This is a genomic window from Streptomyces sp. NPDC059564, assembly GCF_042735575.1.
Classification (GTDB): Bacteria; Actinomycetota; Actinomycetes; order Streptomycetales; family Streptomycetaceae; genus Streptomyces.
Genome location: NZ_JBHWBP010000203.1, coordinates 1 through 13,587, shown reverse-complemented (window position 1 = coordinate 13,587; position 13,587 = coordinate 1). Strand labels below are relative to the sequence as shown.

At 74.1% G+C, this 13,587-nt stretch carries 15 protein-coding genes; 11 read left to right on the top strand and 4 right to left on the bottom strand.

Annotation, left to right across the window (positions count from 1 at the left end):
* The 3 genes from ACFV0Q_RS27545 to ACFV0Q_RS27535 form a co-directional block, all read left to right on the top strand.
* Positions 1-1,300: peptidase C39 family protein (locus tag ACFV0Q_RS27545; protein ID WP_385009058.1), on the top strand; the 1,300-nt coding region annotated here is incomplete at its 5' end.
* Between the two features lie 103 nt (positions 1,301-1,403).
* On the top strand, positions 1,404-1,835 hold the full coding sequence (locus ACFV0Q_RS27540; RefSeq protein WP_385009057.1) for an SPW repeat protein: 432 nt from the start codon (positions 1,404-1,406) through the stop codon (positions 1,833-1,835).
* 138 nt (positions 1,836-1,973) lie between these two features.
* Positions 1,974-2,126 (top strand): SCO1431 family membrane protein, encoded by a 153-nt coding sequence (locus tag ACFV0Q_RS27535; RefSeq protein WP_385009056.1) that lies wholly within the window; start codon positions 1,974-1,976, stop codon positions 2,124-2,126.
* Positions 2,127-2,195: 69 nt separating this feature from the next.
* Here ACFV0Q_RS27535 and ACFV0Q_RS27530 read toward each other — a convergent pair whose 3' ends face one another.
* Together ACFV0Q_RS27530 and ACFV0Q_RS27525 are read right to left on the bottom strand one after the other, a co-directional pair.
* Positions 2,196-3,137 (bottom strand): DUF6114 domain-containing protein, encoded by a 942-nt coding sequence (locus tag ACFV0Q_RS27530; protein WP_385009055.1) that lies wholly within the window; start codon positions 3,135-3,137, stop codon positions 2,196-2,198.
* Positions 3,128-3,748, bottom strand: coding sequence for a DUF6230 family protein (locus ACFV0Q_RS27525; RefSeq protein WP_385009054.1), 621 nt, complete (start codon positions 3,746-3,748; stop codon positions 3,128-3,130). Before ACFV0Q_RS27525 ends, ACFV0Q_RS27530 begins: the two co-directional genes overlap by 10 nt.
* A 168-nt stretch (positions 3,749-3,916) precedes the next feature.
* On the opposite strand from ACFV0Q_RS27525, the gene ACFV0Q_RS27520 reads away from it, so the two are divergent.
* Both ACFV0Q_RS27520 and ACFV0Q_RS27515 read left to right on the top strand, forming a co-directional pair.
* Positions 3,917-4,618, top strand: coding sequence for a TetR/AcrR family transcriptional regulator (locus tag ACFV0Q_RS27520; RefSeq protein WP_385009053.1), 702 nt, complete (start codon positions 3,917-3,919; stop codon positions 4,616-4,618).
* 145 nt (positions 4,619-4,763) lie between these two features.
* A complete protein-coding gene (locus ACFV0Q_RS27515; protein WP_385009052.1) occupies positions 4,764-5,936 on the top strand; it encodes an acyl-CoA dehydrogenase in 1,173 nt (390 codons plus the stop codon).
* A gap of 29 nt (positions 5,937-5,965) precedes the next feature.
* On the opposite strand, the gene ACFV0Q_RS27510 is transcribed toward ACFV0Q_RS27515, so the two are convergent.
* The gene (locus tag ACFV0Q_RS27510) at positions 5,966-6,136 is read right to left on the bottom strand and encodes a hypothetical protein (protein WP_385009051.1); all 171 of its coding nucleotides are present in this window, start codon (positions 6,134-6,136) and stop codon (positions 5,966-5,968) included.
* A 646-nt stretch (positions 6,137-6,782) separates the two neighbouring features.
* Here ACFV0Q_RS27510 and ACFV0Q_RS27505 point away from each other — a divergent pair.
* Both ACFV0Q_RS27505 and ACFV0Q_RS27500 read left to right on the top strand, forming a co-directional pair.
* Positions 6,783-7,862, top strand: a complete 1,080-nt coding sequence (locus tag ACFV0Q_RS27505; RefSeq protein ID WP_385009059.1) for a hypothetical protein — start codon at positions 6,783-6,785, stop codon at positions 7,860-7,862.
* A gap of 12 nt (positions 7,863-7,874) precedes the next feature.
* A complete protein-coding gene (locus ACFV0Q_RS27500) occupies positions 7,875-8,975 on the top strand; it encodes a phosphotransferase family protein (RefSeq protein WP_385009050.1) in 1,101 nt (366 codons plus the stop codon).
* A 6-nt stretch (positions 8,976-8,981) separates the two neighbouring features.
* Here the strand turns inward: ACFV0Q_RS27500 and ACFV0Q_RS27495 are convergent, their stop codons facing one another.
* Positions 8,982-9,425 carry a hypothetical protein gene (locus ACFV0Q_RS27495; RefSeq protein WP_385009049.1) on the bottom strand — a complete coding sequence of 148 codons (444 nt, stop codon included), beginning with the start codon at positions 9,423-9,425 and terminating at the stop codon, positions 8,982-8,984.
* Positions 9,426-9,653: 228 nt separating this feature from the next.
* Between ACFV0Q_RS27495 and ACFV0Q_RS27490 the strand changes: the two genes are divergently transcribed.
* The 4 genes from ACFV0Q_RS27490 to fxsA all read left to right on the top strand — a co-directional run bounded on the left by ACFV0Q_RS27490 (position 9,654) and on the right by fxsA (position 13,521).
* Positions 9,654-10,094, top strand: coding sequence for an Lrp/AsnC family transcriptional regulator (locus tag ACFV0Q_RS27490; protein ID WP_030240692.1), 441 nt, complete (start codon positions 9,654-9,656; stop codon positions 10,092-10,094).
* Between the two features lie 60 nt (positions 10,095-10,154).
* Complete coding sequence (locus ACFV0Q_RS27485; protein WP_385009048.1) at positions 10,155-11,765, top strand: amidohydrolase; 1,611 nt, start codon at positions 10,155-10,157, stop codon at positions 11,763-11,765.
* 312 nt (positions 11,766-12,077) lie between these two features.
* Entirely contained in the window at positions 12,078-12,845 is a 768-nt protein-coding gene (locus ACFV0Q_RS27480) for a polyprenol monophosphomannose synthase (RefSeq protein ID WP_385009047.1), read from the top strand.
* Between the two features lie 73 nt (positions 12,846-12,918).
* Positions 12,919-13,521 (top strand): FxsA family membrane protein, encoded by a 603-nt coding sequence (gene fxsA / locus ACFV0Q_RS27475; RefSeq protein ID WP_385009046.1) that lies wholly within the window; start codon positions 12,919-12,921, stop codon positions 13,519-13,521.
* Positions 13,522-13,587 lie beyond the last annotated feature (66 nt).

Sequence of the window (13,587 nt, the reverse complement as noted above, 5' to 3'; positions counted from 1 at the left end):
GGACCCCGAGCCCGCCCCGGACTCCGGATCCGCCCCGGCCTCCGCCGGCGGCGGGGCCCCGGTCCGGACGGTCGACAACCGGTTCTGGTTCACGTACGCCCACTGGCAGGCGGGCACCCACCAGGGCACCGCCGCCGTCGCGGGCACCCGCCCGGGCCTGGGGTTCGCCGCACCGACGGGCCGTACCGAGTACGCCGACCCGCACACCGGGCGCAGCGCCGCCTGGGAGCACGCCACCTGGACCTCCCCGGAGCACCGCTCCACCGTCCCGGCCACCGAGGTCATCGCGTCCTGGAACGCCCACACCCCGGCCGGCACCTGGATCCAGACCGAACTGCGCGGCACCTACACCGACGGCGCCACCACCCCCTGGTACGTGATGGGCCGCTGGGCCTCCGGCGACGCGGACGTCCGCCGCACCTCCGTCGACGGCCAGACCGACGGCCGCAGCACCGTCTGGACCGACACCCTGGCCGTGGACCACCCCGAGACCGGCCTGCGGATCGCCCGGTGGCGGCTGCGCGTGACCCTGTACCGCAAGCCCGGCGCGGGCGGCGGGCCCACGCTCCGGCTGGCCGGGGCGATGGCCTCCGACGTCCCCGACCGGTTCACCGTCCCGGCCTCCGCCCCGGGGCCGGCCGCCGGCCGCGAACTGAAGGTGCCGCGCTACTCGCAGGAGGTGCACACCGGCCAGTACCCCCAGTACGACAACGGCGGCGAGGCCTGGTGCAGCCCCACCTCCTCGCAGATGATCATCGAGTACTGGGGCCGCAAGCCCGCCCGCGAGTCCCTGACCTGGGTCGACCCGAAGTACGCCGACCCGCAGGTCTGCCACGCCGCCCGCTCCACCTACGACGCCGCCTACAAGGGCTGCGGCAACTGGCCCTTCAACGCCGCGTACGCCGCCACCTACCCCGGTCTCGCCGGGGTGGTCACCCGGCTCGGCTCCCTCGCCGACCTGGAGACCCTGGTCCTTGCGGGGATCCCCGTCATCACCTCGCAGTCCTTCCTCGCCGGCGAGCTCGACGGGGCGGGCTACGGCACCAGCGGCCACCTCATGACCGTCGTCGGCTTCACCCGCGAGGGGGACGTGGTCGCCAACGACCCCAACTCGGCGAGCAACGCGGCCGTGCGCCGCGTCTACAAGCGCCGCCAGTGGGAGAACATCTGGCTGCGCACCAAGCGCCGGAGCGCCGCCGGGAAGACCGTGTCCGGCAGCGGGGGCGTCTGCTACCTCTACGGTCCGGCGGCGCCGAACGCGGCCCAGGCCGCGGCCCTGAAGGCGGTCGGCGTGCTGTGAAGGGGGCGGAAAAATGGGCGAAATACCCCACCCCCCACAAGGCTTAACCCGGCCAATCTGGGCATAAAGGGCGTATAAGGCTTCTCACAGGAGGCAGCCCACCATGACCACCCATCCGAACATCGAACACCACCCGGACCTCGCCGAGATGCGCACTCGGTTCGAACGGGTGACGAGCACCCCCGCCGCGCAGGCCGTGGAGGCGCTGGCCCTGATCACGGGCCTGTACCTGGCGGCCTCGCCCTGGATCGCCGGGTTCAGCACGCTGGGCCCGCTGGCCATCAACAACCTGATCGCCGGTCTGGCCTTCTGTCTGTGCATGAGCGGGCTGGGATCGGCGTACGAGCGCACCCACGCGATGGCCTGGACGGCCGTGGCGATCGGCGCCTGGACGATCGTGGCCCCCTGGGTCATGGCCGGGGAGATGGACACCACCCGCAGCGTCGTCAGCAACGTGATCACCGGCGCGGTCGCCCTGTGCCTCGGCCTGGCCATGGTCGCCATGGGCGGGGACCGGCGCACCGGCACGACCTGACCGGGACGCGCCCCGCGCCCCGCCGGGCCCCGGAGCCCCTCCCGTTCGGGGAGGGCCCGGGGCCCGGCGGCGTGACGCGTGCCACCAGTGACCCTCGTCTCTACCGCGAATGCCGCGAACGCTGGCACATTGGACGGCATGACCGCACACACCGCCGCCCTCACCGCCCGCGCCCGCAGCCTCGTCGGCACCGGCGGCCCCAAGGAAGACTCCTCCTGGCTGGAGCACGTGCTCGGCTGGACGCTCGTGGTCGTCGTGGCCATGCTCGTCACCCGGCTCGGCTGGTTCTGACCCTCCCCTGCGCCACCGTGCGGGCCGCGCCCGTCCCGTGGGCCCGCGGCGGGGCCGCCCGGAGCGGGATCACGAGGCGTCCAGCCGCAGGCCGTCGGTGACGATCACGTCGGCGGTGACCAGCGCCTGTTCCGCGCTCACCCGGGTCATGAAGACGAACGGCGGGATGACCGGGGGAGCCGGCAGGCCGTCGGGGCTGAAGGTGACGCACAGCAGTCCCTCGATGCAGCCGCTGAACTTCGTCAGGTACAGGGTCACGTCGCCGCGCAGGTCCAGGGAGGTGGCGGCCAGCCCGTACTCGTCGCCGCCGTCCCGGGTGCGCAGCCGGTAGTCGCGCAGCGAGGCCGCCGCCATCTTCAGCACCAGCACCCGGCGCGGCCCGTCCACCGTGGGCACCTCCGTGACCCCCGCGAGGGTGAAGCCCCGCGGGGCGAAGAGCGAGGTCGTGACCGTCGGGGGAGTCCGGGCGGCCCGCGGCGGACCCTGGCCTTCCGCGGATGCCGCCCGCGCGGGCGGGGCGCCCGTGGCGAGCGCCGCCAGCAGCACCACCGGCAGGGCGGCGGCCAGCGTGCGCGGACCACTGCCGTTCAGCCGGGGCGCGTACGGCTCCTCGGCCCCGGAGTCCGGGCCGGGCAGCGGGGTCCAGCCGAAGGCCAGCGCGCTGCCCGCGATGCCGAGCAGCATGCCGATGAGGAAGCCGCCCAGGTTGGTCGCCACGAAGGACAGCACCGACAGCAGCAGCGCGTGCACCGACACGTACGCCCGGGCCTGCGGCAGGAACCACAGGAACAGCCCCGCCGCGATCAGCGCGGCCCCGATCCCGATGGCCGCGATCCCGCCCGGACCCAGGCTGACCAGCACGGTCAGCGGGGAGAGCGGGACCAGCAGCAGCTCGGTCCCGCCCAGCACCAGCAGCAGCCCGCCCCAGAAGGGCCGGGTCCGCCGCCAGGCCCGCAGCCGCCGGGGGCCGGGCAGCGGGAGCCCGCGCGGGCCCGGCAGGCCTAGAAGCACGTCCTGCCGTCCAGGCTGACGTTGAGCCGCATGCCCTTGAGCCGGAAGTTCCCGCCGGTCGCGGACCAGGCGTGCGATTTCACGCCCACCACCTCGATGTTCCCGGCCTGGAGCCCGAACTTGCCCGGCTCGCCCCGCACCCCGTCGACCTGGTCGAGGGTGGAGGCGTCCCGGCCGATCTGGGCCGTGCCGAAGGTGGCGTCGCCGTCGAGGTCCTCGCCGTCGATGACGAGGCTGCTCGCGGTCACCTCCCCGGCGGGGCCGCCCGCGGTCAGCTTGAACACCACCTTCCCGACCGGGGTGTCCACCTCCGCGGACTGGCAGATGTCGCTGAGCGTGGCCTCCCCGATGCCCAGCAGCGCGACCGGGTGCCCCTTGCCGTCGGCGGAGCGGTCCGTCTGTACGTAGGAGGCGAGCCCCTTGCTGCTCAGCTTGGAGGAGGAGACCTGGAAACCGGTCCCCGAGACGGCGAAGGACGCGGCCAGCGCGCCCTGGGCCATCACCACGGCCATCGCGCCGACCGCGACGGCCGCCGGCAGCGCGACGACCGCCGACTTCTTCCAGTTGACGCGGCCTTCGGCGGCCGCTCTCCTGCCCTTGTCCGTGCCCATGGCGTGTGCCTCCCGTACGTCGTCCGGTGCGCAGGGGATGTGCGGAGGAATTGCGGGGGAGTTGCTGGGGAATCGCGTGGAAACCGCGTGGGAATCGTGTGAACGGGCGTGGCGCGCAGGTCTGCCATACTGCGGGCATCCTGTGGCAGTTCGAGGCTAGGGCCGGATTTGAATAATAGTCAACAGCGCGGCACGACCGAGCGTTCGCAGGTCCGCAGGGCCGAACTCATAGCGACCGGGCGCAAGTTGTTCGCCGACACCTCGTACGACGCCCTCTCCGTGGACGACATCGCCCAGCACGCCGGGGTCGCCAAGGGGCTCATCTACTACTACTTCAAGAGCAAGCGCGGCTACTACCTCGCCATCGTCGAGGACTCGGTCGCCGAACTCGTCTCCCGCGCCACCGGCGAGCCGGACCTGCCGAGCGCCGAGCGGGTCCGCCGCACGATCGACGGCTACCTCCACTACGCCGAGCACCACCACGCCGCGTACCGCACCATCGTCACCGGCGGAGTCGGCTCCGACGCCGAGGTGCTGGCCATCCGCGACGCCGTCCGCGAGGAGCTGCTCGCCGCCATCGCCGAGGGTGCCTACGGCCGCCGTACGGTGCCGCCCCTGGCCCGGCTCGCCCTTCTGGGCTGGCTCTCCGGGGTGGAGGGCACCACCCTCGACTGGATCGGCGCCCTGGGCGGCGAAGGGCAGCCCGGCCGGGCGGAACTCGGCGCCCTGCTGGTGCGCCAGCTGCGTGCGACGCTGACGGTGATCGAGGAGTTCGTCCCGGAGTGCCCCGCGCCTCCGGCGGCTCCCGAGGGGCTCGCGAGCACCCCGGATGATCGTCGTGATCACCTACCGGTGACGGAAAGCGCCTGATCGGGCATACTCGACCCGCCGCAGCCACTGAACGCGCCCTTCCGCGATCCGGGAGGGCAGCATCGGCTGCGGGTACCGAGACCCGGCGGCGCGTCCCACACCTCACGCGTCGCCGCCGTGCTTGACGAGGGAGGAGAGCGCCGCCATGACCGACCGCGCCCCACAGCCGGTGGACCGTCAGCTGCCCACCGAGGAGTCCCGTGACCTCCTCGCACTCGTGCGGGAGATCGCCCAGCGCGAGATCCGTCCGCGGGCCGCCGAGGAGGAGGAGACTGGCCGGTTCCCCCGGGAGGTCTTCACCCTGCTCTCCGAGGCCGGACTGCTCGGCCTCCCGTACGCGGGCGAGTTCGGCGGCGGCGAGCAGCCGTACGAGGTGTACCTCCAGGTCCTCGAGGAGCTGGCGTACGCCCGCCTCACCGTCGGTCTCGGCGTCAGCGTGCACTCGCTGGCCTGCCACGGCCTCGCCGGGTACGGCACCAAGGAGCAGCAGTCCGCCCACCTGCCCGACATGCTCGGCGGCGGGCTGCTCGGCGCCTACTGCCTGTCCGAGCCGGCCGCGGGCTCCGACGCCGCCTCGCTGACCACCAAGGCCGTCCGTGAGGGCGACCACTGGGTGATCAACGGCACCAAGGCCTGGATCACCCACGGCGGCGTCGCCGACTTCTACACCGTCCTCGCCCGCACCGGCGTCCCCGGCCCCAAGGGCATCACCGCCTTCCTCGTCCCGGGCGACGCCCCCGGTCTGACGGCCGCGGTCCCCGAGAAGAAGATGGGCATGAAGGGCTCGCCCACCGCCCAGCTGCACTTCGACGGCGTGCGCGTCCCCGACGCCCGGCGCATCGGCGAGGAGGGCCAGGGCTTCAGCATCGCGCTGGCCGCCCTCGACGCGGGCCGGCTGGGGATCGCCGCCTGCGCCATAGGAGTGGCCCAGGCGGCCCTCGACGAGGCGCTGGAGTACGCACTCGGCCGCAAGCAGTTCGGGCACCCGATCGCGGACTTCCAGGGGCTGCGCTTCATGCTGGCCGACATGGCGACCAAGATCGAGGCGGGCCGCGCGCTCTACCTCGCGGCGGCGCGGCTGCGGGACGCGGGCAAGCCGTTCTCCCGGCAGGCGGCGATGGCCAAGCTGTTCTGCACGGACGCGGCGATGGCCGTCACCACGGACGCGGTGCAGGTCCTGGGCGGCTACGGCTACACAGCGGACTTCCCGGTGGAGCGGCTGATGCGCGAGGCGAAGGTGCTCCAGATCGTGGAGGGCACCAACCAGATCCAGCGCATGGTCATCGCCCGCCACCTGGCCGGTCCCGAGACGCGCTGACCGGGCTCCGCCGCCCCCGGGCCGCCCGGTTACGGGCCGTCGTACAGGGGGCCGCTCGGCCAGATCGGGGAGGACGCGATCCGGGACCACTCCGGATCGCGCCGCCCCGGCAGCGTCCGGCCGTCGGCGGCCCAGCGGGCGAGCAGGGCCCCGTAGATCGGCGGATCCGGATGCCGGGGCTGCCGGGTCTGCTGCCACACCGGCCGCGGAGCAGGCGTCGGCGCCGGCTGAACCGGCTGCTGAACCGATTCTTCGTAGCCGGGAGGGGTGGGGCGGCGCCGGCGCCCCACTCTCGGCGTGGGCGTCTCCAGAGCGGTCATGCACGGCCAACGCGGGACCCGGAGCGCGGGTAACCCCTCCCCGCCCGCGCCCATCCGTTCGAGGTGTCCCTCGCGGCCCGGCCCGGCCGCTGCCGCGTCCCCGTTCCGGCCCGGCCCGGCCGCTGCCGTGCCCCTGTTCCGGCCCGGCCCGGCCGCTGCCGTGCCCCTGTTCCGGCCCGGCCCGGCCGCTGCCGTGCCCCTGTCCCGGCCCGGCCGCTGCCGCGTCCCCCGTCCGGCGCGGCCCCATCGCCACCGCGACCCGTTCCGGCGCGGACCCGTCGCCCCGGCATCCCCGTCGCCGCGCCGCCCCGGCCCCCTCGCGGAATTCGCGGCCCGTCCGGCGGGCCCGCGTGGCCGGACGTGCCGGGCTGCCAGGATGTGCCACAACCCTGGCCCCGGACACGGTTTCTGACGTACCGTCATATCCGCTCAGCCGCCGCCCACCCCTGCCCCCAGGAGGTTTGCCGTGCCCGCGGACCGACCCGTACCCCTCGACGAGTACCCCATCCACCAGGCCCCCCTGTCGATGAAGCACCTCGTCACCGGCGACCGCAACGCCTACGACCGCTGCATCTTCCACGTCTTCGACCACACCGGCCGCGCCGTCCTCATCCTCGGCCTCGGCGTCTACCCCAACGCCGGCGTCATCGACGCCTACGCCACCCTCCGCCTCGGCGGTGAACTGATCGCCGTCCGTGCCTCCGACGCCCTCACCGACGACCGGATGAACCTCTCCGTCGGCCCCCTGTCGATCACCGTCGACGCCCCCCTGCGCCGCCTCACCCTGCGCTGCGACCCCGACCCCGAGGACCCGCACGGACTCTCGTACGACATCACCTGGACCGCCGCCTTCCCCGCCGTCTGGGAGCCCCACCACACCCAGCGCCGCGGCGACCGCCTCATGCTGGAGGGCCGCCGCTTCGTCCAGGCCGGCGAGGTCACCGGCACCCTCCGCGCCAAGGGCGAGGAGTTCACCCTCACCCCGGGGGAGTGGACCGGCACCCGCGACCGCAGCTGGGGCGTGCGCCCCATACCCGGCGAGGACGGCGGCCGGGCCGCCGAGGAACACCGACCCGAGGGCTTCCACTGGCTCTGGATCCCCGTCCGCTTCGAGGACCGCTTCCTCATGGTCATCACCCAGGAGGACGCCGACGGCCACCGCACCCTGAGCGAGGCCGTCCAGGTCTTCCCCGAGGACAGCGGCCGCCACGACGTCCAGCTCGGCTGGCCGCACACCGACATCCGCTACCGGCCCGGCACCCGCCACCCCGAGAGCGCGGTCGTCCACCTCACCGACCCCGCCGACCGCAAACCCCTCGAACTCGGCGTGGAGATCCTCGCCTCCTCCCCGCTCGCCATCGGCGCCGGCTACCCGCCCGCCACCGACTGGCAGCACGGCACCTGGCAGGGCCGCGGCTGGACCGACCGCCGCGTCTACGACCTCACCGACCCGGCCGCCCACCCCATGGCCGCCTTCGGGGTCACCGACCACGCCGCCCGCTTCACCCTGGAGGGCCGCACCGGCTTCGGCATCTTCGAGCACGGCAGCTTCGGCCGCCACGACCCCAGCGGCTTCGCCGACTACTCCTCCGTCGCCCCGCACTGAAGGAGCCCGCCCATGGCCACGGCACCACGCCCGCGCACCTCCACCCGTGAGCCCGAGGAACTCGGCCGCCGCCTCGAAGCCTGGCTCGGCCGCCACCTCCCCGGGGCCAAGGTGGCCCGCGCCTCCGTCCCCGCCTCCAACGGCATGTCCAGCGAGACCCTGCTCTTCGACATCGAGCACCCCGACGCCCCCGTCCGCGCCTGCGCCCTGCGCCTCGCCGCCGACCCGGCCGCGTACACCGTCTTCCCCTCGTACGACATGCCGCGCCAGCACCGCGTGATGAGCCTGGTCGCCGAGCACACGGACCTCCCCGTGCCGCGCACCCTGTGGCTGGAGGAGGACCCGGCGCCGCTCGGAGCGCCGTTCTTCGTGATGGCCCGCGCCGAGGGCCGCGTACCGCCCGACGTCATGCCCTACACCTACGAGGGCAACTGGCTGCACGCCGCCACCGACGCCGAACGCGCCGCGCTCCAGGAGTCGAGCATCTCCCTGCTGGCCCGCCTGCACGACGGCTTCCCCGCGAAGGAGGCGGCCTTCCTCCTGCCGCCGGGCGACGGCAGCCCGCTGCGCCGCCACGTCGACGCCCAGCGCGCCTACTACGCCTGGGTCGTGGACGGCCTGGCCCGCTCCCCCCTGCTGGAACGCGCCTTCGAGCGCCTGGAGGAACTCTGGCCCGCCGACGAGGGGGACCCCGTCCTGAACTGGGGGGACGCCCGCATCGGGAACGTCGTCTACGACGGCTTCACGCCCGTCGCCGTCCTCGACTGGGAGATGGCCGCATACGCCCCGCGCGAGGTCGACCTCGGCTGGACCGTCTATCTGCACCGCTTCTTCCAGGACCTGACCGTCGGCTTCGGCCAGAGCGGCCTGCCGGACTTCCTGCGCCGCGACGACCTGGAACGCCGCTACGCGGAACTCACCGGGCACACCCCGCGGGACATGGAGTTCCACACCCTCTACGCCGCCCTGCGGCACGGGATCGTCATGCTGCGCATCGCCTACCGGCAGGCGCACTTCGGGGAGGTCGAGATCCCGGCGGACGCCGACTACGCAGACGGGCTGATCCTGCACCACGGCAGCCTCGCCGCCATGGTGCAGGGAACCTACTGGTAGCCGGGGTCAGGCGGCCTGCGCGTGCTGGCGCATCTGCGGCAGCACGGCCACCGGCACGGCCACGGGACGCGAGCCCGGACCGCCGACGTGCGAGAAGGGCTGCGTCCGCCAGTCGAGTCCCTGCGGCAGGTCGAAGTGGACCACCGGCTCCAGCTCCCGCAGCTCCTGCTGGAGCAGGCCCACCGTCGGCAGCGCGTCCGAGACCGGCCGGCCGGTGCCCGCGCACACCGTGAGCCCGAAGGGGTTCCACGGGCTCAGGCACAGCGCGTGCTGCGGCAGGTGCTCCTCGTCCGCGACGAGGGCGATCGACTGGCCGCAGTCGGGGCAGATCGCGTGGTGGACCTCGAAGCCCTCCGCGTCGTCGAGGTAGTCCTCGTCGTCCGCGTACGCGGTATCGAGCGATTCCAGGGGCTCCGGTTCGATGCGACCGGCGCGCTTGGTGTTCTGCATGGATGTACTCCCCCTTGGGTGGGCCGCGGCGGGCAGGTTCTTCGGCCACGGCCACACCAAGCACTTCCCGCCGCGCGGCACGAGTAACCGCGACGGCCGGTCGTACGCCCCTCCACCCCTGTGGCTTTGGTCACATGCCCGGCGCAGGTGCCACTTCTGGGCCACTTCAGCGTGGACACCGCTGTGCCTGGAGCGGTTCGGGCAATAGGTTGAGCGGCTATGAGCGCAATGGAGGAGCTGGACCGCCAGATCGTGGATCTGCTCGTGCGGGACGGGCGGATGAGCTACACGGACCTGGGCAAGGCCACGGGCCTGTCCACGTCGGCGGTCCACCAGCGAGTACGCCGCCTGGAGCAGCGGGGCGTCATCCGCGGCTACGCGGCCGTCGTCGACCCCGAGGCCGTCGGGCTGCCCCTGACCGCCTTCATCTCGGTCAAGCCGTTCGACCCCAGCGCGCCCGACGACATCGCCGAGCGGCTGGCCGGCGTGCCCGAGATCGAGGCCTGCCACAGCGTCGCGGGCGACGAGAACTACATCCTGAAGGTCCGCGTGGCCACGCCGCTGGAACTCGAGGACCTCCTGGGCCGCCTGCGCGCCCTGGCCCACGTCTCCACCCGCACGACGGTGGTCCTCTCCACTCCCTACGAAGCCCGCCCGCCCCGCGTGTAGCCCCGGGGCGGGGCCCACCCCGGTTCGGGGGCGGGGCGGGGAGGGGCGAGACTGGGGTCCATGAGCGACCGCACCGCCACCGCACCCGCCCGTACCGTCCTGCTGCGCGGAGGCGAGGTGCACAGCCCCGCCGATCCCTTCGCCACCGCGATGGTCGTCGAGCGCGGCCACATCGCCTGGGTCGGCTCCGAAGGGGCCGCCGACGCCTTCGCGCGGGGCGTGGACGAGGTCGTCGACCTCGGCGGGGCGCTCGTCACGCCCGCCTTCACCGACGCCCACGTCCACGCCACCTCCGCCGGCCTCGCCCTCACCGGCCTCGACCTGACCGGCGCCCGCACCCTCCCGGAGGCGCTGGAGCTCGTACGCGAGTACGCCGCGGGCCGCCCCGCCGACCGGGTGCTCCTCGGGCACGGCTGGGACGCCGCCCGCTGGCCCGAGCGGCGGGCCCCGCGCCGGGAGGAGCTGGACCGGGCCGCCGGCGGCCGTCCCCTCTACCTGAGCCGGATCGACGTGCACTCCGCCGTCGTCACCACCGCCCTGCTGGACCTCGTACCGGGCGTGACCCCCCACGGGGACGAGCCGCTGACCCGGGACGACCACCACGCCGTCCGGCGGACCGCCCTCGCCGCCGTCACCCCCGCCCAGCGCGCCGAGGCCCAGCGGGCGGCCCTCGACCGGGCCGCCTCCCTCGGCATCGGCTCCCTCCACGAGTGCGGCGGCCCCGACATCTCCTCGGCCGAGGACTTCACCGCCCTGCTGGAGCTGGCCGGGCAGCGGCCCGGGCCGCGCGTCTTCGGCTACTGGGCCGACCGGGACCTCGCCCGCGCCAAGGAGCTCGGGGCCGTCGGCGCCGCCGGCGACCTCTTCGTGGACGGCGCGCTCGGTTCGCACACCGCCTGCCTGCACGCCCCGTACGCCGACGCCGCCCACACCGGCACCGGGTACCTGGACGCCGCCGCCGTCGCCGACCACGTGGCCGCCTGCACCGAGGCCGGGCTGCAGGCCGGGTTCCACGCCATCGGGGACGCCGCCGTCACCGCCGTGGTCGAGGGGGTGCGGACCGCCGCCGCGAAGGTCGGCCTGGAGCGGGTCCGGGCCGCCCGGCACCGCGTCGAGCACGCCGAGATGATGACCCCGGCCACCATCGCCGCCTTCGCCGAACTCGGCCTCACCGCCTCCGTGCAGCCCGCCTTCGACGCCGCCTGGGGCGGGGACGAGGGCATGTACGCGGACCGGCTCGGCACGGAGCGCGCCCGCACCCTCAACCCGTACGCGGCGATGCTCAAGGCCGGCGTCCCGCTGGCCTTCGGCTCCGACGCCCCCGTCACCCCGCTCGACCCCTGGGGCACCGTCCGCGCGGCCGCCTTCCACCGCACGCCCGAGCACCGGATCTCCGTACGGGCCGCCTTCGCCGCCCACACCCGGGGCGGCTGGCGGGCCCTGGGCCGGGACGACGCGGGCACCCTCGTGCCCGGCGCCCCCGCCGACTACGCCCTCTGGCAGACCGGTGAACTGGTGGTGCAGGCCCCCGACGACCGGGTCGCCCGCTGGTCCACCGACCCCCGCTCCGGCACCCCCGGACTGCCCGATCTGAGCCCCGGCCGGGAGCTTCCGGTGTGCCTGGCGACGGTCGTCGGCGGCCGGGAGGTATTCGTACGGCCACAGGGGTGATCCGCCCTGCCTGGGTTCGGTCCCGGCGGCCGGACCCGGATAGGTTCGGCCGGGTCCACCACAGGACCTCCGTGCCGGTGGGACCCGTCCGCTCAGCGCACCCGCGCCTCGGGGGCGAGGGAAGGTTTCGCCGGGCGGCTGGTGGCCCCGGATCGGGGTCCGGCGGTCCAGTAGACAACGGTCACGGCGGCCCGCAGCCAGCGGGAGCCGGTCCGGCCCGAAGGACCGCCGGCCCCGATCGCTGTTCTAAAATCATCCTGCTGTGACGGGCTGGACGAGTCAGGCCGGACGAGAACCACGCAAGGGGACCCAGTGAGCGACGGCGGACAGCGGACCTACGGGCCGCTCGGCACCACCCTGGTGATCATTCCGACGTACAACGAGGCCGAGAACATCGGCCTGATCACCGGCCGGGTGCGCGCCGCGGTGCCCGAGGCGCACATCCTCGTCGCCGACGACAACAGCCCCGACGGCACGGGCAAGCTCGCCGACGAGCTGGCCGCCACCGACGACCACGTCCACGTCCTGCACCGCAAGGGCAAGGAGGGCCTCGGCGCCGCCTACCTCGCGGGCTTCGCCTGGGGCCTGGAGCACGGCTACGGGGTCATCGTCGAGATGGACGCCGACGGCTCCCACCAGCCCGAGGAGCTGCCCCGCCTGCTGACCGCGCTGGGCGGCGCCGACCTGGTGCTCGGCTCCCGCTGGGTGCCCGGCGGCCGCGTCGTCAACTGGCCCAAGAGCCGCGAGTTCCTCTCCCGGGGCGGGTCCACGTACTCCCGGCTGATGCTGGACGTCCCGATCCGCGACGTCACCGGCGGCTACCGCGCCTTCCGCCGCGAGACGCTGGAGGGGCTCGGCCTGGACGAGGTCGCCTCGGCGGGGTACTGCTTCCAGGTGGACCTGGCCCGCCGGGCCGTCCGCAAGGGCTTCCACGTGGTCGAGGTGCCCATCACCTTCGTGGAGCGCGAGCTCGGCGACTCCAAGATGAGCAAGGACATCGTGGTCGAGGCCCTGTGGCGGGTCACCCAGTGGGGTCTCAAGGAGCGCGCCGCCAAGCTCACCGGCAAGCGCCCCGCCTGACCCCGGCCCCCTAGGGGATGTCCGGTACCTCCGGCTGAGGCCGCTTTTAACCCGGACCCGGCACACTGGTGGTATGACGACCGGCACTGGATCCTTCGGGACCGGAACTTCGACGGCCCCCCGACGGCGCTCGCCCGCCCGTACCTTCCTCCCCCTGGCGGTCGCCGCCTGGCTGATCCTGGAGATCTGGCTGCTCAGCCTGGTCGCCGCAACGGCCGGCGGGCTGGCCGTGGCCGCGCTGATCGCGGGCTCGATGGCACTGGGCGTGGTGGTCATCAAGCGCGCCGGACGGCGGGCCTTCAAGAACCTCACCCAGACCTTCCAGCAGGCCCAGGCGCAGGCGATGGCCGGCGAGACGCCGGCCCCGCAGCCGCCCAAGGGCTCCGGCAACGGCATGACCATGCTGGCCGGGCTGCTGCTGATCATGCCCGGCCTGCTCTCCGACGTGGCCGGCCTGCTCCTGCTGCTGCCGCCCGTACGGGCCTTCGCGGCGCGCCGGGCCGAGCGCACCCTGGAGCGGAAGATGGCCTCGGCGGCCCCGGGCGGTTTCGGTGACGCCTTCACCCAGGCCCGTATCCACTACCCCGACGGCAAGGTCGTCCAGGGCGAGGTCATCCGCGAGGACCGGCCCACGGGCGGCCCGGACACCACCTACCGCCCGCCGCTGGCCCCGTAGGGCGCGCGAAGACGCGAGGCGCGCGAAGACGGAAAAAGAAGAAGCCGAGGGGCCCCGCCACTGGTG